At 70.4% G+C, this 17396-nt stretch carries 16 protein-coding genes; 4 read left to right on the top strand and 12 right to left on the bottom strand.

Going from position 1 to position 17396, the window contains the following annotated elements; all coding sequences use genetic code 11:
* The first annotated feature begins 154 nt into the window (after nt 1–154).
* Complete coding sequence (locus AB0J80_RS19810) at nt 155–1351, top strand: sensor histidine kinase (RefSeq protein WP_364706697.1); 1197 nt, start codon at nt 155–157, stop codon at nt 1349–1351.
* Entirely contained in the window at nt 1348–2034 is a 687-nt protein-coding gene (locus AB0J80_RS19805) for a response regulator transcription factor (RefSeq protein WP_364706694.1), read from the top strand. Before AB0J80_RS19810 ends, AB0J80_RS19805 begins: the two co-directional genes overlap by 4 nt.
* On the opposite strand, the gene AB0J80_RS19800 is transcribed toward AB0J80_RS19805, so the two are convergent.
* The 4 genes from AB0J80_RS19800 to AB0J80_RS19785 form a co-directional block, all read right to left on the bottom strand.
* The gene (locus tag AB0J80_RS19800; protein WP_364706692.1) at nt 1995–2522 is read right to left on the bottom strand and encodes an NUDIX domain-containing protein; all 528 of its coding nucleotides are present in this window, start codon (nt 2520–2522) and stop codon (nt 1995–1997) included. The genes AB0J80_RS19805 and AB0J80_RS19800 overlap by 40 nt on opposite strands.
* Before the next feature lie 10 nt (nt 2523–2532).
* Nucleotides 2533–4446, bottom strand: coding sequence for an amylo-alpha-1,6-glucosidase (locus AB0J80_RS19795; protein WP_364706690.1), 1914 nt, complete (start codon nt 4444–4446; stop codon nt 2533–2535).
* A 60-nt stretch (nt 4447–4506) separates the two neighbouring features.
* Nucleotides 4507–5016, bottom strand: a complete 510-nt coding sequence (locus tag AB0J80_RS19790) for a GtrA family protein (RefSeq protein WP_364706688.1) — start codon at nt 5014–5016, stop codon at nt 4507–4509.
* A gap of 169 nt (nt 5017–5185) precedes the next feature.
* Nucleotides 5186–6880: a bifunctional 3'-5' exonuclease/DNA polymerase gene (locus AB0J80_RS19785; RefSeq protein WP_364706685.1), complete on the bottom strand. Its 1695-nt coding sequence runs from the start codon at nt 6878–6880 to the stop codon at nt 5186–5188.
* A gap of 58 nt (nt 6881–6938) precedes the next feature.
* Here AB0J80_RS19785 and AB0J80_RS19780 point away from each other — a divergent pair, with 58 nt between their 5' ends.
* Together AB0J80_RS19780 and AB0J80_RS19775 are read left to right on the top strand one after the other, a co-directional pair.
* On the top strand, nt 6939–7541 hold the full coding sequence (locus tag AB0J80_RS19780) for a hypothetical protein (protein WP_364706682.1): 603 nt from the start codon (nt 6939–6941) through the stop codon (nt 7539–7541).
* 98 nt (nt 7542–7639) lie between these two features.
* Nucleotides 7640–8014, top strand: coding sequence for a response regulator (locus tag AB0J80_RS19775; protein WP_364706680.1), 375 nt, complete (start codon nt 7640–7642; stop codon nt 8012–8014).
* Between the two features lie 7 nt (nt 8015–8021).
* On the opposite strand, the gene AB0J80_RS19770 is transcribed toward AB0J80_RS19775, so the two are convergent.
* The 8 genes from AB0J80_RS19770 to murD all read right to left on the bottom strand — a co-directional run bounded on the left by AB0J80_RS19770 (nt 8022) and on the right by murD (nt 17388).
* Nucleotides 8022–8954 (bottom strand): carbohydrate ABC transporter permease, encoded by a 933-nt coding sequence (locus AB0J80_RS19770; RefSeq protein WP_364706677.1) that lies wholly within the window; start codon nt 8952–8954, stop codon nt 8022–8024.
* Nucleotides 8955–8973: 19 nt separating this feature from the next.
* Nucleotides 8974–9885, bottom strand: coding sequence for a sugar ABC transporter permease (locus AB0J80_RS19765; RefSeq protein ID WP_364706674.1), 912 nt, complete (start codon nt 9883–9885; stop codon nt 8974–8976).
* 50 nt (nt 9886–9935) lie between these two features.
* A complete protein-coding gene (ngcE, locus tag AB0J80_RS19760; RefSeq protein ID WP_364706671.1) occupies nt 9936–11369 on the bottom strand; it encodes an N-acetylglucosamine/diacetylchitobiose ABC transporter substrate-binding protein in 1434 nt (477 codons plus the stop codon).
* Nucleotides 11370–11405: 36 nt separating this feature from the next.
* Entirely contained in the window at nt 11406–12305 is a 900-nt protein-coding gene (locus AB0J80_RS19755; protein ID WP_364706669.1) for a carbohydrate ABC transporter permease, read from the bottom strand.
* The gene (locus AB0J80_RS19750; RefSeq protein WP_364706666.1) at nt 12305–13285 is read right to left on the bottom strand and encodes a sugar ABC transporter permease; all 981 of its coding nucleotides are present in this window, start codon (nt 13283–13285) and stop codon (nt 12305–12307) included. Before AB0J80_RS19750 ends, AB0J80_RS19755 begins: the two co-directional genes overlap by 1 nt.
* Before the next feature lie 55 nt (nt 13286–13340).
* Nucleotides 13341–14648: an extracellular solute-binding protein gene (locus AB0J80_RS19745; protein ID WP_364706663.1), complete on the bottom strand. Its 1308-nt coding sequence runs from the start codon at nt 14646–14648 to the stop codon at nt 13341–13343.
* A 61-nt stretch (nt 14649–14709) separates the two neighbouring features.
* Nucleotides 14710–15684 (bottom strand): MurR/RpiR family transcriptional regulator, encoded by a 975-nt coding sequence (locus AB0J80_RS19740; protein WP_364706660.1) that lies wholly within the window; start codon nt 15682–15684, stop codon nt 14710–14712.
* A 351-nt stretch (nt 15685–16035) separates the two neighbouring features.
* Entirely contained in the window at nt 16036–17388 is a 1353-nt protein-coding gene (murD, locus tag AB0J80_RS19735) for a UDP-N-acetylmuramoyl-L-alanine--D-glutamate ligase (RefSeq protein WP_364706657.1), read from the bottom strand.
* Nucleotides 17389–17396 lie beyond the last annotated feature (8 nt).

The raw sequence follows: 17396 nt of genomic DNA, 5'->3' as shown, positions 1-17396 counted from the left end.
CGGAGCATTCGGTACGGGCACAGCGGCGCACCGTCTGCGTGGGGCGTACGCCCTCAGGAGTACGCCGGCGCGCGCCGCTACTCCCGGCGTGGCAGGGGCGTATCGATCCTCGCGCCGATGCCCGGCCGGGCCGGGGTGCCGTAGCGTCGTCCTCGTGCGACACCACCCCCGCTACCAGCGTTCCTGGCGGCCGCCTCGGCACGGCGCCGGCATGGGCGCCGTGATCGGTGCGGTGTGTTTCCACGTCTTCGCCAACTTCCCCGATGCCGCGGCGCTCGCTCACCCGGCCGACGGCGTGACGCGCGCTCTGCTGCTGGCCGGGCCGCTGGCGCTGCTCGGCCGTGACAAGAAGCCACTGGCCGTCCTGGCGGTTGCCGGTGCGGCGACCATCGCCGTGGCGACCCAGCTGCCGCCGTCGTGGACGTACGCGGTCGCGCCCGCCATCGCCCTGTTCACGGCCGTCCGGACGGGCCGCGGCCGCCCGGCCCTCGCCGTGGCCGCCGCCCTGTACACCGCCTACCTGGCGGTCACCTGGGTCTTCGCCGCCCCGCTCGGGGTCTCCGCGGCGGTGCGGCCGGGGATTCGCGACGCCGTGCTCGCCGCGCTGGGGCTCGGGATGGCCATGGTCCTCGGCGGCGCGTCGCGGTCCCGGGCGGCGTACATCGCCGAGATGACCAAGGTGAACGCCGAGCGGGCGCGGGCCCGGCAGGAGCAGGAACGCCGGCAGGCCTCCGACGAGCGGCTGCGCATCGCCCGGGAGCTGCACGACGTGCTGGGCCACCACCTGTCGCTGATCAACGTGCAAGCCGGGGTGGGGCTGCACCTGATGGACAACCGGCCGGAGCAGGCCCGCGAGGCGCTCACGGCGATCAAGACGGCGAGCGCCGAGGCGTTGCGCGAGGTCCGGGCGGTGCTCGGTGTGCTGCGCCCGGAGGAGGAGGCGGCGCCCCGCCAGCCTGCGTTGGGGCTGGACCGGCTCGACGACCTGACCGCGGACGCCGGGCTGCCGGTCAGCACTATCACGACCGGCCCGAAGCGCCCGCTGCCGGCGGAGGTGGACCGGGCGGCGTACCGGATCGTCCAGGAGGCCCTGACGAACGTGCGCCGCCACGCCGCCGCGGGAGCCGCCGAGGTCGCGATCGAGTACGCGCCCGCCGAGCTGCGCCTGCGGATCCGCAACGACGGCCCGGCGGCCCCACCTCAGCCGGACGACGCGGGCTCGGGCTCCGGGATCGCGGGCATGCGGGCCCGCGCCGAGACCCTGGGCGGCACGCTGAGCGCCGGCCCGCTGCCCGAGGGCGGGTACCTGGTGGCCGCCACCCTGCCGACCGCCTGGGGGGACAAGAGTTGATCAAGGTACTGCTCGCCGACGACCAGGCCCTGGTCCGGGCGGGTTTCCGGGCCCTGCTCGACGCCGAGCCGGACATCGAGGTGGTCGCGGAGGCGGGCGACGGCCTCGCGGCGGTACGCCTGACCGCCGAGACCCGCCCCGACGTGGTGCTCATGGACATCCGCATGCCCGGCGTCGACGGCCTCGAGGCGACCCGCCGGATCGCCGCCGACCCCGGCCTCGCCGCGACCCGCGTGGTCATCCTCACCACGTTCGAGCTCGACGAGTACGTGTTCGAGGCGCTGCGCACGGGCGCGTCCGGCTTCCTGGTGAAGGACACCGAGCCGGTCGAGCTGCTCCGCGGCATCCGCGCGGTCGCGGCGGGCGACGCCCTGCTGTCGCCCAGCGTCACCCGCCGGGTCATCGGCGAGTTCGCCGCCCCCGGCGGGCGGGGCCGCCCGGCCGCCCCGCCCGAAGCGGTGGAACGCACGCTCGCGCAGCTCACCGAGCGGGAACGGGAGGTGATGGTGCTGGTCGGCGAGGGACTGTCCAACGACGAGATCGCGGCCCGCCTGGTGATCAGCCCGGCGACAGCGAAGACCCACGTGAGCCGCACGATGGTGAAGCTCGGCGCCCGCGACCGGGCGCAGCTCGTGGTGCTCGCCTACGAGGCCGGGCTGATCCGCCCCGGCTGGCTGGCCTGACCGCCGTCCACGGTCTCGCCGGGCTGGGCGAACCAGGCGGGGGCGCCGTCGTCGAGGGCGGTGCGGATGCGCTGGTGAGCGAAGGGGCTGAGCTCCGGCAGGGCGTCCGGCGCGAACCAGCCGACCGCGATCGACTCCGAGTCGTTGACCCGGGCCTCGCCGCCCGTGGCCCGGCACCTGAACCAGGTGTTCACCATGTCGCAGCGGTCGCCGTTCGGGTAGGTGACCTGGTGCAGGGCCACCCCGCCCAGGCGCTCCACCTTGACGTGGACGGCGGTCTCCTCCAGCACCTCCCGCACGACCGCGTCGGCCGGCTGCTCGCCGGGGTCCATCATCCCGGCGATGAGCGCCCACCGGTGGTTGTCGCTGCGCTGCCCGAGCAGGATCTCCCCGCGGTCGTTGAGCACGACGGCGGTGACGGTCGGGAACATGATCAGGTCGTTGCCCACCCGGGCGCGGAGCTTCTTGACGTATTCGGATGCCGGCACCCGCAGAACCCTACGGCCCCGCCAACCGGCGTGCCCGCAGGCCCTCCGCGACCGACCACGCCTGGAACGGGCAGCCGGTGGCCCCGTGCGGCGCGTCCCCGTCCGCCGTCTCGGACACCGACCCGAGCCCGTACTCGCCGAGGTGACCGTCGGCGTCGGACAGGGTCTGCTCCGCCGACACCCCGAGCCGGTGCCAGGCCGCCACGTACGGGCCGGTCAGCCAGGGCCACACCGTGCCCGTGTGGTAGGCCGTGTCCCGCTGCGCCGGCGTGCCGCGATGCCGGCCGAGGTAACCGGGCGCCGAGGCCGCGAGACTGCGCGGGCCCAGCGGCGTCATCAGCGCCGCCCCGATCGTCTGCAGCGCGGCCGGCTCGGGCCGCAGCGGCGCGTACGGCAGCGACCAGGCCAGCAGCTGGTTGGGCCGCAACGTCGCATCGTCCCCGCCGGGCCCGTCGACCACGTCGTACAGAAGCCCGCCACCGGCCGGGAACCGCCGCGCGAACGACGCCAGCGCCGCGGGATGCGCCCTGGTCGCCGCGCCCGCATTGGTCCGCGCCTGCCAGGCCAGCTTGATCACCATCGCGAGCCCGTTGACCCACAGCGCGTTCACCTCCACGGGCTTGCCCACCCGCGGCGTCACCGGCACCCCGTCGACCCGGGCGTCCATCCACGTCAGCGCCGCACCGTCGGCGCCCTGCCGGAGCAGCCCGTCGGCCGGGTCGACACCGATGCCGTACCGGGTCCCGTCCAGGTGCGCGTCGACGACCGAGCGCAGGTCCGGCAGCAGCTCGGCGGCGAGATCCGTGTCACCCGTCAACGCCACGTGCCGCCCCACCGCGTGCAGGAACCACAGGGTGCCGTCGACTGTGTTGTACTCCACGCTGCCGCTGTCGGCGGTGTTCGCGAGCATGCCCTCGGACAACGTCGCGGCGTAGCTCTGCAGCAGCGAACGCCCGACCGCCTCCCGCCCGGTCGCGAGGAACAGCCCCTCGTAGCTGATCATCGTGTCCCGCGACCACGCCCCGAACCACGGATACCCGGCGACCACGTCAGGCCCGGCCGCGGTCTGCACCACGAAAGCGTCGGCGGCCAGCGCCAGCGTCGCCTGAGCATCGTCGGCCGGCGCGGCCGCTGCCACCACGGCCCTGTTACGGGTACGCGCACCCGCGACGACCTCCTCCGCCGGCTCCGGAGCGACGTCCAGGTCACCCGCCCACGCCGACACCGACGCGGTCGCCCCGGCCTGGCGCAGCTCGGCGTGAAAGCTCCCCGCGTACCAGAGATCCTCGACGGCGGTGAGCCCGCGCGCCGCCTCCTCGCGGTGCCGCACGCCGCGATACCACGTCCCCGCGCCGCGGAACCCCGGCCCCCGCAGCCGGTACGCGTCCTCGACCACGCACCCGCCGTCGACCTCGGCGACCACCGGCTCGGGTCCCCCGGCGGTCCGCTCCCCGTGCACGTCCCGCCACGTGCACAGCGCCTCCAGCCGCAGGCTGACCGGCCCGCCGGTGAGCAGCCGGTGGACGACGGCCAGGCTGCTGCGGCCGTACGCCATCGCGATCTCCCGCTCGATCACCACGTCACCGATCCGCCACCGCCACCGAGGCAGCCCGTCGACCAGCTCGAACCCGGAGAGAAGCTCATGCCCCCGGGGAGCGACAGCCCCGTCGGCCCACTCGTGAGTGCCGAGCCGCACCACGGCCCCGGACGCCAGCGTGACGACCGGATCGAGCGAAACCAGCCCCAGCTGCCGCGCGGCAGGCGTCCGGCCCGCGACGACGAGCAGCCCGTGATAGCGCCGCGTCCGCAGCCCGCTGACGGTCCCCATGGCATACCCGCCACAGCCGTCGGTGACGAGCCACTCGCGCACAGCCCCCTCGTCGAGGCGGCCGCACACCTGCGATCCGAACGCGATGCGGCGCATGGTCCTCCTGTTGTTCGTGACCGGCCTGGTCACCCGCCTGACGCCGAAACGCTATCGCGGTCAGTCCCGCCGTTCCGGGACGCGGGGCTCGCCAGTGACCGGCCGGGCGCGGTGGACCCGGCCCTCCGGCTGCGGGAACACGAACCGCTTGAACGCCCACAACCGGAAGCACATGGCGATGAGCGTGCCGATGAGCATGCCGCTGACGAAGTCCGCGATCTCCTGCACCGGCCGGCCGACGTTCGGCTCGCGCAGATGCAGGACGTACCGGGAAGCAGCGAGCGGCAGCACGGTGAGCACGACGCCGACCGCGCTGACCGCGAAGAACAGCGCGGCCTCGTGATGCCGCTCGCGACCGCCGCGGCTGCGGAACGACCACTCCCGGTTCAACACGTACGAGAGGATCGTGGCGACGATCGTGGCGATGCCGAGGGCGGTGACCGGTTTGGCGTGCAGGACGGTGAGCTTGAGCGCGTAGTTGATGACGGCTGTCGCGACGAAGCAGATCACGCCGACCACCACGAACTTCGCCGCCTCGAGGTGTCTGCGCACCAGCTCGGTCACCCACATCCGCGACAGCCTAGGTCCCGGATCAGTCGTAATGAGGACGATTCGCCCGCGCCCCGCCGGAGGGTAACCGCATCGGCCGACACAGCGGATCGCTCCGGCCGCCTTCGCCGTCAGCACGCGAGCCGGAGCTGGCCGCGGAACGCACGTCGCGGAACGCACGCCGGGCCGCTCACGCCGCGTCCGCGTAGCACTCGACCACCGACACATCCAGCGGGAACCGTACCTCCGTCCGGCCGAACAGCAGCTCCCCGGCCCGGGCCGCACTTGCGCGGACGGCCGCCACCACCGCCTCCGTCTCGTCGAGCGGGCAGTGCACCCCGACCTCGTCGTGGACGAAGAGCACGATCTCCGCGCGCAGGCCCTCCAGCGCCGTTCGCAGCGTCGCGAGCAGCACCAGGGCCCATTCCGCCGCCGTCGCCTGGATGACGAAGTTGCGGGTGAAGCGGCCTCGGGCGCGGCCGGAGGCTCCGCCCTGGGGCGCCTCCGCGGATCCCGCCTCCTCCGGCGGGTCGAGTCCCGAGTCGCGCCAGGCGGTCGAGGCGGGTGGGCAGGTGCGGCCCAGCCAGGAGCGGACCAACCCGCCGGCCTCGCCGGTGCGCGCCGCCGCCTCCACGTAGTCGAAGGCGATCGGGTAGTTCTGGCGCAGCACCGCGAGGGCCGGGATGGCGGCGCCGCCGGTCTGGCCGTACATGGCGCCGAGCAGGGCCACCTTGGCGCGGGCCCGGTCGCCCGCGAAGGCGTCCGCGGCGAGGGCGGCGTACAGGTCGTCGGCGACGCCGGCCGCGGCGAGCCGGGTGTCGCCCGACACTGCGGCCAGCACACGCGGCTCGAGCTGACCCGCGTCCGCCACGACGAAGCGCCAGCCGGGGTCGGCCACCACGGCGCGCCGGACCACCTTGGGGACCTGGAGGGCGCCGCCGCCGCGGGTGGCCCAGCGGCCGGAGACCACGCCGCCGGGGACGTACTCGGGGCGGAAGCGGCCCTCGCTCACCCACGCGTCGCGCCAGGCCCAGCCGTGCGCCGTCCAGATGCGGTAGAGCTCCTTGTACTCCAGGAGCGGCTTGACCGCCGGGTGTTCGACCTTGCGCAGCACCCAGGCGCGGGTGTTCGGAATGTCGATGCCGGCCCGGGCGAACGCGCGGAGCACCTCGGCCGGGGAGTCGGGGTGCAGGCCGCGCATCCCGAACGCGGCGTTGATCTCGGCGGCCAGCTCGGCGAGCTTGCGCGGCGGGCCGACGGGCTGGGGCGGGCCGAGCAGGTCGCGCAGCAGCTCGTCGTGGATGTCCGCGCGCCACGGGATGCCGGTGTGGCCCATCTCCGCGCCGGTCAGCGCACCCGCCGACTCCGCCGCCACGAGCAGCGCGAAGCGGGCCGGCTGCCCCGTCGCGGCCGTGCGCCGCTGCTGGTCCGCGTACACCTTGGTCAAAGCGTCGAGGACCACCGGGCCGGCGGCAGGCCGCGGACCGGCGACGGTCTCGAAGAGGGCGCCCTGGGCGAAGCCGGGCGGTTGCGGTGTCCGGGGCGGCGGGTCCGGCGGCACGGGACCACCGGTGAGCCGCGCGAAGGCCGCGGCGAGCGACCGCGGCTCGCCCCACCGGCCGGCGTGGCCGAGCAGCAGCGCCTCGGTGAGCTCGACGTCGTGACAACGGCCGACGCGCACCCCGGCTCGCAGCAGGGCGGGATAGCCGTCGGCGGTGGCCGCCCACACCCAGCGGGGGCGCTCGGCGGCCTCGCGCTCGGCGATCGCGGCCGGCAGATCGGTCACCGGCAGCGGCGCGGACACGGGCGTGCCGTCGGGGTGCACGACCTGGAGATGTCCGGGGCCGTGCCAGCTCCCGTCGTCGGAGACCGCCGCTACCAGCACCCCGTCATTCTGGAACAGGGGTACGACATTCTCCCCTCCAATAGTCCATGATCATTTGATGGACATTCGCCCTAAGATCGCCGGGTTGGCGCTGCTGGCGGGCGCGAGCGCCCTCAGCGGCTGTGATTCCGACCCGGCTCCGAGCCGCCCCGGCGCGAGCCCCGCATCGTCGGCCCCCGCGATCGCCGCGGCGTGCGACGACCCGGACATCGACTTCGGGCCGATCCGCAAGCGCGAGGTCCTGACCGAGGTCGGCCAGCGGATCACCATCAGGTCCCCGAAGGGTGGCCGCCTGGACTCGACGTTCGAACCCGTGACCCGCTACGTCGCCCAGGTCGTCACAGCCGGCGACATCCCGCGGCAGCTGGTGTACAACGCCTTCCTGCACCGGATCAACCCGGACTCGGTGAGTCCGTCCATGGGCGAGGTGGCCCACAGTGGGGCCGGCGCCACGACCGTCCACGGCCCCGGCCGGATCGTCGAGTTCAAAGGCGTGTACGCCCGCGAAGCGACATTCGACTACCGCTGCGGTGCCCTGACCGTTTCCGGCACCGTCACGTCCTGGACTTCCACCGTCACCGGCGTGCTCGACTGCGACGAGAAGCCGCGTGCCGGGGAGAAGATGGCAACGGAGGCGGCAGCACTGCGCTGCACCGACTGAGCCGGCCGTCACGCGGATAGCGGCCGGCGATCCGCTCAGGAAGCGGTCACGCCCGCCGATGGGAGTCCGTTGCCCCACCCTCATCGAAAGGCGACCTGATGCTTGCTTTGGTGGTCGACGACTCGAGCACGATGCGCCGTATCCTGCAGCGCGTCCTGGGTCAGCTGGGCTTCGCCGCGTACGAGGCCAGCAACGGGCAGGAGGCCCTCGACCTGCTGGTCGAGATCCCGACGGTGCCGGACGTGGCGCTGATCGACTGGAACATGCCGGTGATGGACGGCCTCGAGCTGATCCGTCACATCCGCAAGATGCCGCCGCTGCGGGACATGTGCATGATGATGGTCACGACCGAGGGCGAGCACAGCCAGATGGTGCGGGCGCTGGCGGCCGGGGCGCACGAGTACGTCCTCAAGCCGTTCGCGCCCGACACCATCAAGCAGAAGCTCGCGTATATGGGCCTGATCGCCCCCTGAGCAGGGGTTACTTCGTCGCGCCGGCGGTGAGGCCGGACTGGATCTGCCGCTGGAAGAACGCGTACACGATGATCATCGGCAGGATCGAGAGAGTGAGAGCCGCGAACAGCGCGGCCCAGTTGGCCTGGTAGCCCGCCGAGACCGAGATGTTCGCGATGCCCTGCGTGAGCACCCACTTCTGGTCCGCGCCCTGGCCCTGCATGATCGCGACCGGCAGCAGGTACTGGTTCCACTGGCCGACGATGTTGAAGATCGTGATGCTGACCAGGCCGGACCGGGCCATCGGCAGCATGACCTGGAAGAACAGCCGGGTGTGCGAGGCGCCGTCGACGATCGCAGCCTCCGCCACGTGGTTCGGCAGCGTCTTGAAGAACGCCGTCATGAAGAACACCGTGAACGGCAGCGAGTAGGCGATGTACACCAGGATCAGACCGGTGTACGTGTTCAGCAGGCCGAGGTTCTGCAGGATGAGGAACAGCGGCACGATCGCCATGAAGACCGGGAACGCCAGGCCGGACACGAACAGGTAGTAGATGAAGCGGTTGCCGGGGAACTTGTAGCGCGCGAGCACGTAGGCGGCCATCGACCCGAAGATCATGGTGCCGGCGGTGCTGAGCGCCACCACGAACACGCTGTTGAGGAAGTAGCGGCCGATGTGCGCCTCGGTCCAGGCCGTCTTGTAGGTCTCGAACGAGAGCTTGCTCGGCAGGCTGAACGGCGCGTGGGTGAAGATCTCGGTGTTGCTCTTGAACGACGCCAGGATCACCCAGATCAGCGGGGCGACCACCAGGATGCCCCAGATCGCCAGGGCGACATGGGCGAAACCGCTGAAGAGCTTGGCGTCGCCCTTGTCGCGGGCCGCCGCGGCGGCGTGCCGCCTTCCCGGGTAGGGCACGGTGCCGGGCGGCGGTGCGGAGATATCGGTACGCAGATTGGTCATCTCAGGCTCCCGGTACGGCTCAGAGCTCGACGGCGTCGCGCCGGGTGACCCGCAGGGTCAGCGCCGCGAAGGTGATGGTCAGGAAGAAGAGCACGACGCCCATCGCCGAGGCGTAGCCGAATTGTGCGTAGTCCTGCATGTTGCGGAAGATCTCGAGGCCCAGCACGGTGGTCGCCCCGTCCGGGCCGCCCCGGTCCACCGACATGACGTTGACCAGGGCGAACGCGTCAAAGGCGGCGATGCCGAGGTAGACCCATGCGACCTGCATGGTGTTCCACAGCAGCGGCAGCGTGACCTTGAAGAACAGCGTGCCGCGGGTGGCGCCGTCCAGCGCCGCCGCCTCGTAGATCTCCGTGGGGATGGAGCCCATGCCCGCGGAGAAGAGCACCACGTAGAAGCCGACCGCCTGCCAGACGAGCACGGCCAGGATCGACCAGAGGGCCAGGTTCTTGTCGGCGAGGAACAGGATCGGGCCGGCGCCGAACTGGTTGAGCATGCCGTTGATCAGGCCGCTCTCGTCGGGCGAGTAGACCCGCGCGAAGATCACGGCGACCAGGGCGAGGGCGAGCAGCTGGGGGAAGAAGAACACCACGCGGTAGACCTTCGACCCCCAGACCCCCCGGGTCCGGCCACCCTTCGAGCCGCCGCCCACGTTGAGCAGGAAGGCGAAGAAGAGCGCCAGGATGATCGTCAGCAGCGGAAGGAAGATCAGCAGCACCACATGATGCTGGATCGCCTTCCAGAAGGTGCTGTCGTGAAAGAGCCGGTTGAAGTTCTCGAACCCGATGTAGTGCACGTCCGGCGAGAAGCCCCGCCAGTTCGTGAACGACAACTGGAACGCCTGAAGGTAAGCCGCGACCACGAACGTCCCATAGATGGCCACCGGCACGATCAGGAAGCCGATGATGAACGGGTACCTGCCGTGCTTCATGGTTCTGTGCTCCGTTCGTGATCGCGTCTACGTCGTCAGGGGTGTGATGGTCAGCGGTGGAACTTCTCGATGGAGGAGTCCTTCTTGACCGCGTCGGCGACCTTCTGGATGCGCTCGCAGAACTTGTCGGCGGTCCCGCCCTGGTACATCAGCTCGTTGGTGGCGGCACGAACCTCGTCGTCGAGCTTCTTGTACCACGTGTCGAAACGGAAGCTGAAGGTGTCCGCACCGGCGGCACCGAGAGCCTTGTTGCCCGAGGTCAGACCGGCGCTGATCTCCATGCCGTCGGTGGCGCCCGCGACCACGGTCAGGGTCTTGGTGAGCTGGGTGAAGCCGATCGCACCGGCCTTGGAGAGCATGTGGCGCAGGTACTCCATGCCGCCGCGCGGGTTCTTGCCCTTGCTGGCGACGAAGTACTGCTCGCCGGCCGCGGCGTAGAGCGCGGTGACGGGCAGCTTGTCGGCGGTGGTCACGCTCGGCAGCGGCATGAGCTGGTAGTCGAAGCCGGCCGGGGTGTCCTTGGCCTGCTCGTTCTCCAGCCAGGAGCCGGACGGGTAGAGGCCCACCTTGTACTGGTTCTGCTTGAGCTGAACCTCGGTGTGCTTCTGGCCCAGGAACGCCTTGTCCGAGTACTTCGCGCCGACCTCGGCCCACGCGGCCGCGGCCTGCTTGACGGCGTCGTTGGTCCAGGCGCCGTCCTCGAGGTTGTCGATGTTCTTGAGGATGTCCGCGCCACCGATCTTGGCGGCGCTGGTGAGGATCACCGTGTACTGGTAGTAGGGCGCGTTGGCACCCGCGTACCCGTAGGGGGTGATGCCGGCGGCCTTCATCTTGTCGAGCAGAGCGGTGAAGTCCGCCCAGGTCGTCGGGACGGTCCAGCCCTTGTCCTTGAACAGCTTGCCCGAGTACCACAGGCCGAACACGGTGAAGGCGTAGTTGAGGACGTACGGCTTGTCGTTGAACGTGCCCTGCTCCACGGTGCCGGGGATCAGGGTGTCCTTGACGGTCTTGCCCGCGATGTCCACCGACGGCGCGGCGAACAGGTCGGTCAGGTCCTGCACCTGGCCGGCCTGGACGAGGGCGCCCTGGTCCATCAGCTTGGAGCCGGAGTTGTTGATCATGTCCGGCGGGTTGCCGGCGGTGAACCGCGGCTGCACCACGGTCGAGATCTCCTCGGTCTGGTTGAACGTGACCTTGGAGTTCGGGAAGAGCTTGTTGTACGACGGGATGTGGACGTCCGTCGCGTACTTGGTGCCGAGACCACCGTTGAAGATGATGATCTCCAGCGGCTCGTCCTCCTTGATGCCCAGCGGGTTGGTCGCCGAGACCGTGCCCTTGGGCTTGTCGGAGGTGGTGTCGTCATCCTTGCCACCGCCGACGCACGCGCTGAGCATGCTGACGGCGGGCGTGGCCAGCAGGCCTACGGCGGCCGCTCGGCGCAGCAGCGTCCGGCGGTCCACCTCGGGCTTGAAAATCTCGGTCATGCACTTTCTCCTCAGGGTGTTGTTGCGGTGCCGGGTTCAGCCCTTGACGGCGCCCGCCGTCAGGCCGGTGGCGATGTTGCGCTGGACGATCAGGAAGAACACGACCACCGGGAGAGCGGTCATGATCGAGCCAGCCATGAGCGGACCCCAGAAGGTGCCCTTGCTCGTCTGGTTCTGCATGAGCCAGGCCATGAGGTTCTGGTTCGCCTGGTCGTTGAGGGTGTTGATGATGATGAACTCGTTCCACGCCTGAATGAAGCCGTAGACCGAAGTCGCCACCAAACCGGGACCGGTGAGCGGCAGGATGATCCGCCAGAAGATCTGGAAGCGGCTGGCCCCGTCGATCGCCGCCGCCTCGTCGAGCTCGCGGGGAACGCCCTGGACGAAGCCGCGCAGCGTCCACACCGTGTACGGCAGGATCAGCACGATGTAGACCAGCGTGACGCCGAGCAGGCTGTTCGTGAGGTTGTAGTCCTGCAGCATCAGGAACAGCGGGATCAGCACCGCGACGAGCGGGACCATCTGGACCGACAGGACGATGAGGATGATCGCCTTGCGGCCGTAGAACCGGAACCGCGCGATGGCCAGCGCCGCCAGGAACCCGACGAGGAGCGCGCCGATCACCGCACCCACGGTGATCAGGACGCCGTTGACCAGGTCGCGCTGGAAGAACGGCGCGTTGAACGCCGACTTGAAGTTGTCGAGCGTGAACCCGTGCGGGTAGAACGTCGGGTCGTACTGGAGGATCTCGGGCGCCGGCTTGAAGGCCGTGTTCACCACCCAGTAGATCGGGAAGAACATGACCAGCGAGAAGATCAAGCCGCCCAGGTTCGCGAAGATCGTGCCGGCGACGCTGCGGCCGACGGTGGGCGTGTCGGAGTCACGCGTCTGGCGGCGCCGCGTACGGACGGCGGTCTGCGGTGCTACGGCAACCATCAGTCCACATCTCCGATCTTGAACATCTGGCGCATGTAGAACACCATCACGCCGAGCATCAGGACGACGGAGATGATCGCGATCGCGGAGCCGAGCCCGTAGTTGTTGTTCTTGAACGCCAGGCTGTACGACCACGTCGCCAGCACCTGGTACTCGGCCTCGGGACGGCCGTTGCGCACCGCCCACACCTGGGTGAAGAGGCCGAAGTTCCAGATCACCGAGAGGGTCGTGACGATCACCAGCAGCGGCTTGAGGATCGGCAGCGTGACCCGGCGCAGCGCCTGCCACGCGGAGGCACCGTCGATCATGGCCGCTTCCAGCAGCTCCTTGGGCACCTGGGTGAGGCCGGCGTTCAGGGTGATCGCGATGAACGGGATGCCCGCCCAGACCACGATCGCGGTGATGACGGTCCAACCCTGGATCGGGGAGGCGAACCAGCTGTGGTTGGCGAAGTCGACGCCCGGGATGCGGTCGATCAGCCAGTTCAGGACGCCGAAGTCGGAGTCGACGAGCCAGCGGAAGGTCTGGGTCGCGACCAGCTGCGGGATCGCCCAGACGAACATCATGGCGACGATCATGACGATCCGCACCGGCCCCCAGACGCGGCGCATGAGCAGCGCGACGCCCAGCCCCAGCAGCACGGTCAGGATCACCGAGACCACGGTGAAAGCGACGGTACGGGTAAGCACCTCGTAGAAGACCGAGTCGGTGAGGACCCGGGTGTAGTTGTCGAACCCGACGTTCTCCGGCGGCAGGTTGGCGAACAGCTGCCGCAGGCCGATCTGCTGGAAGGAGAGCACACCCATCCGCACCAGCGGGTATCCGAGCAGCGCGGCCAGCAGGAGCAGGCTGGGCACCACCAGCACGTACGGCGCCTTGCCACCGGTGGTACGGCGGCGCTTGCCCACGGTGGCCCCCGGGGCCGGGGCCGCGGCGGGCGGCGCCGGCGGGGAGTCGACGACCGACATCTGTCTCTTCACCTCTCTTCCCTGCGGGAGGGGTGCCGCCCGCCCGCGGACGGGCGGCACCGGTGCATCAGGCGGCGTTCAGAATCTCGTTGATCTTCGCGTCGGCGGCCTTGGTGGCGTCGGCCACCGTGGACTTACCGGTCGCGATGCTGACCAGCATGTTCTGCAGGACGTTGGCGGACTCGACCTCGGACCACTTCGGGGCCATCGGCACGAACCAGGTCTCCTTGGCGGCCTGCGCGGTCGCCTCGTTGCCCTTCACCGCGGCGGCCTTGTCGAGCAGGTTGGTCGCGTTGGGCAGGGCGCCCTTGGCGATCAGGCCCTCCTGCGACTTGGTGTCGGTGAAGATCTGCGCCCACTTGGCGGCCAGGTCGGCGTTCTTGCTCTTGGCGGTGACGGCGATGTCCGAGCCGCCGAGGAAGGACGGGATGCCGGGCATCGGCGCCGAGGCGACCTTGCCGTTCACCTTGGTCTTGACCTTGGCCGAGGCCGGGTCGTTGGGGTCCTTCGGCTGCTCCTGCACGGCGCCGAGCTCCCAGCCGTTGGCGTACAGCATGCCGGTCTTGCCCTGGGCGAACACCGGGTCCTGGTCGGCCTCGTCCTTGGTGGGGTCACCGCTGGAGTAGGTCTTGGCGAGCTCGGCCCACTTGGTCAGGCCCTCCTGCGCGGCCGGCTCCGAGAGGGTGCTGACCCACTTGTCGCCGTCCTTCTTGGCGATCTCGCCGCCGGAGCCGTGCACCCACGCCATCGCGGCGTACCAGTACTTGCCCGGCATGTAGAAGGCGGAGAACTGCTTGTCGCTGCCGTTCTTCTCCTTGAGCTTCTTCGCCGCGGCCACGACGTCGTCGTAGGTCTTCGGCGCGGAAACGCCCGCCTTGCTGAACAGGTCGGTGTTGTAGAGCAGGACGCGAGCGCCCGCGTAGTACGGCACGCAGTAGGTCTTGCCGTCGAGCTCGCACGGGGCCGAGAGGCCGGTCAGCCACTGGCCGGAGTTCTCGAACTGGCCCTTGTCCAGCGGGGCGAAGGCACCGTTGAACACGTACTTCGGCATCTCGGTGTTGCCCAGCTCGACGACGTCGGGGACCTCGGCGCCGGCCAGGGTGGTGTCGAGCTTGGCCAGGTGGTCCTGCCACTGCTGGTAGTCGACCTGGACCTGGGCGCCGGTGGCCTGGGTGAAGCGTTCGTTGGCCTGCTTGACGACGTCGGGCCAGCCGGACTGGGCGTCGACCATCAGCCACACCTTGATGGTCTTGCCGGCGCCGTTCACGGACGCGTTGGCGTTGGGGGTGGTGCTGCTGTCGCTGCTCGAACCGCAAGCGGCGGCGGCCAGCAGCGTCGCGGCGAGCGTCGCGGTGACCGCGAGTCTGCGCTTCACGCTTTCCTCCTGGAAAGAATTCACATCTGGGGGTGTGAGGGGAGCTGTGTTCTCGGGCATTTCAGGGAGCGGAGCTGCCGTCCTTGACGGCTTTGTGGCCGCTGACGGCTTGGGCGGTGCGTTGGAAAGCCGCGTGCGAACGTTCGTGGGTCCGCTGGGCGACGGCGACGTACAGCAGGTCGAGGACGACCAGCTGAGGGTGACGCGCGGAGAGCGCGTCCGGGCGGAACGTCGTGGCCTGCGTGGCGGTGAGCAGGACGATGTCCGCCAGCTCGGCGAGCGGGGAGCGGGGGAAGCTGGTCAGGGCGATGGTGGTGGCCCCGTGGCTGCTCGCCTCCGCGAGCAGCTCGATGGTCTCGCCGGTCTCGCCGGAGTGCGAGATGCCGAGCGCGACGTCGCCGGCGCGCGACAGCGCGGCGCTGGCCAGGCCGTTGTGCACATCGGTCCAGGCCCAGGCCGCGACGCCGATGCGGTGGAGGCTGAACTGCATCTCCTCGCCGACCAGCGCGCTGCCGCTGGCGCCGAAGATGTTGACCCGCGGTGCTGCCGCTATCGCCACCGCGGCCCGCTCCACCTCCGCGAGGTCGAGCAGAGCGGCGGTGTCGTGCATGGCCCGCGTGTCGGCGGCCATGATCTGGGCGAGGACGCGCTCGAGCGGGTCGCTCGGCTGGATCTCGCGCCCGATGTCGACCGTCCAGCCGGCCGAGCGCGCCCGGCCGGTCTCGGCGGCGATGCCCAGCCGCAGGTCCGAGTAGCCGTCGAAGCCCAGTGCCCGGCAGAAGCGGGTGACCGTCGCCGGTGAGGTGCCGGAACGCTCGGCGAGCTCGACGATCGTGGCCCGGGAAGCGGCCGCCGGGTCGGTGAGGACCTGCTCGGCGACGCGCTGCAGGGCCCCGGTGAACTCCGGCAGCAGGGTGCGTACCCGTACGAGCACGCCGTGGCTGGCGTCGGGGAGCGCCGGGGCGGGCGCCTGATCGCGCACCAGCGGGTCGGCCACCACGGTGAAGGCGGTGCCGTCCGCGTCCGGCTCGACCATGGGCCGTCCTCTCGTCAAGGAGTGTTAACTGTCGCGGTAAAAGTTCTTACTGCGGACCCCTCTGTGTCAAGCCTGCGGGTGAAGTTTTCAAACCGTTACCTTGAGCACCCTGTTGAGGGCGTGTTACGTGACGGTCGGCTGACGCACGTCGATCCCTATATGACCGTTACGGCGTGACCGCCATCACACGTGGCAATTTGGGCCGTTTTATACATCGGCCAAACCGCTATTGCCCTGTCAACCGAACACAGGGCAGCATCCACCGAACGGTTGATTTGTCACGCAACGTGAAACGCCCTCGCAATATGCGGGGGCGTTTGGAAACTTGGCGAAAATTATGCCCAGAACCGGTTAAGCGCTGTCCCGGACGGCCTGAGCGAAGACCTCGGAGCGGTGCTCGAAGTTGCGGAACCGCCCGTAGCTGGGAGCGGCCGGCGACAGCAGCACGACCCCACCGGCCGGCGTCACCTTGCGCGCCAGGCGTACCGCCGCGGGCAGATCCTCGGCCGCCTCCGTACGCACGCCGGGCAGCCCGGCCAGCTCCGCGAGAATCCGCGGCCCGCTGTCCGGCAGCCCGATCACCGTGATCTCCCGCCCCCGCAGATGCTCCCGCAGCGGCGCGTAGTCCAGGCCCCGGTCCGTGCCACCGACCAGAACCGTCAGGGGGCGGCCCTCGTACGCATCGATCGCATGCATGGCCGAGTACGGACTCGTGGACAACGTGTCATCCACGAACGTCAGCCCCGACGGATCCTCGATCTCGGCGAGGCGATGCGGCAGCCCTTCGAACGACGCGACCGCCGCGCGCAGCTCCTCGCGCAGCCCCGGCACATCGATGCCCATCCCGTCCAGGACGGCCAGAGCCACACAGAGGTTCCGCCCGTTGTGTCCGCCCCGCAGCCGCAGCGTATCCCGCGGGAACAGCGGCTCGTCGCTGCAGTAGACGAGATCGTCGTCGTCGATGCGGAACCGCGAGTCGCCGGAACCGGCCGGGATCGCCGGGAAGCCGTTCACGTCGCGCACCGCGATCGTCTCGTGGACCAGCCGCTGGTCGGCGCCGTTGACGACGATCAGCTCCGGCCCGTGCGCCAGCAGGTTCAGCTTGTCGCGGTAGTACTCGCGCTCGCCGCCGTGCGCGTCAAGATGCTCCGGGAAGAGCGACGTGACCACCGCGACGCGAGGCGAGTCGGTCAGGTCGCTGCACTGGTAGCTGGAAAGCTCCAGCACGTACAGCTCGGCCGGAGGCAGGTCGAGCAGCGGCACGCCGATGTTGCCGCCGAAGACGTTGGGCCGGCCCGCCGCCGCGAGCAGATGGCTGATCAGCGCGGACGTGGTGCTCTTGCCCTTGCTGCCGGTGACCCCCACGGTCTGCCGGGCATGATCGGCCATCCACAGCGCGCTGCCGCCCGTGACCGTCACACCCCGCGCGCGCAGCTCGGCCATCCACGGATGGGTCTGCGGCACGCCGGGCGAGCGCACCACGACGTCGGCGGAGACCAGGGCGGGAAAGGCGTGGTCACCGCCGGCCAGCGGCGCCCGCGCGGCCAGCTCGCCCTCCCACGGCACGGACAGGAAGTTCGCGCTGTCGTCCACCGCCATCAGGCGGGACGGGCCGTGCGCGGCGATCGCGGTCACGGCGGCCCGGCCCTCACGGCCGGTACCCCAGACGGCTACGGATCGTCCGCGCAGGTCTGCCAGGCGCACAGGAACAC

It is taken from the genome of Actinoplanes sp. NPDC049548, from assembly GCF_040676695.1.
Lineage (GTDB): Bacteria > Actinomycetota > Actinomycetes > Mycobacteriales > Micromonosporaceae > Actinoplanes.
The sequence above is the reverse complement of the archived record's forward strand: the minus strand, read 5'-3'. Positions and strand labels throughout refer to the sequence as shown.

Excerpts from the sequence above, each read along its gene's own strand:
- AB0J80_RS19795 (WP_364706690.1), bottom strand. The coding sequence starts at position 4,446 with ATGCGCCGCATCGCGTTCGGATCGCAGGTGTGCGGCCGCCTCGACGAG.
- AB0J80_RS19790 (WP_364706688.1), bottom strand. The coding sequence starts at position 5,016 with ATGTGGGTGACCGAGCTGGTGCGCAGACACCTCGAGGCGGCGAAGTTC.
- AB0J80_RS19780 (WP_364706682.1), top strand. The coding sequence starts at position 6,939 with ATGGACATTCGCCCTAAGATCGCCGGGTTGGCGCTGCTGGCGGGCGCG.
- AB0J80_RS19775 (WP_364706680.1), top strand. The coding sequence starts at position 7,640 with ATGCTTGCTTTGGTGGTCGACGACTCGAGCACGATGCGCCGTATCCTG.
- AB0J80_RS19770 (WP_364706677.1), bottom strand. The coding sequence starts at position 8,954 with ATGACCAATCTGCGTACCGATATCTCCGCACCGCCGCCCGGCACCGTG.
- AB0J80_RS19765 (WP_364706674.1), bottom strand. The coding sequence starts at position 9,885 with ATGAAGCACGGCAGGTACCCGTTCATCATCGGCTTCCTGATCGTGCCG.
- ngcE (WP_364706671.1), bottom strand. The coding sequence starts at position 11,369 with ATGACCGAGATTTTCAAGCCCGAGGTGGACCGCCGGACGCTGCTGCGC.
- AB0J80_RS19755 (WP_364706669.1), bottom strand. The coding sequence starts at position 12,305 with ATGGTTGCCGTAGCACCGCAGACCGCCGTCCGTACGCGGCGCCGCCAG.
- AB0J80_RS19740 (WP_364706660.1), bottom strand. The coding sequence starts at position 15,684 with ATGGTCGAGCCGGACGCGGACGGCACCGCCTTCACCGTGGTGGCCGAC.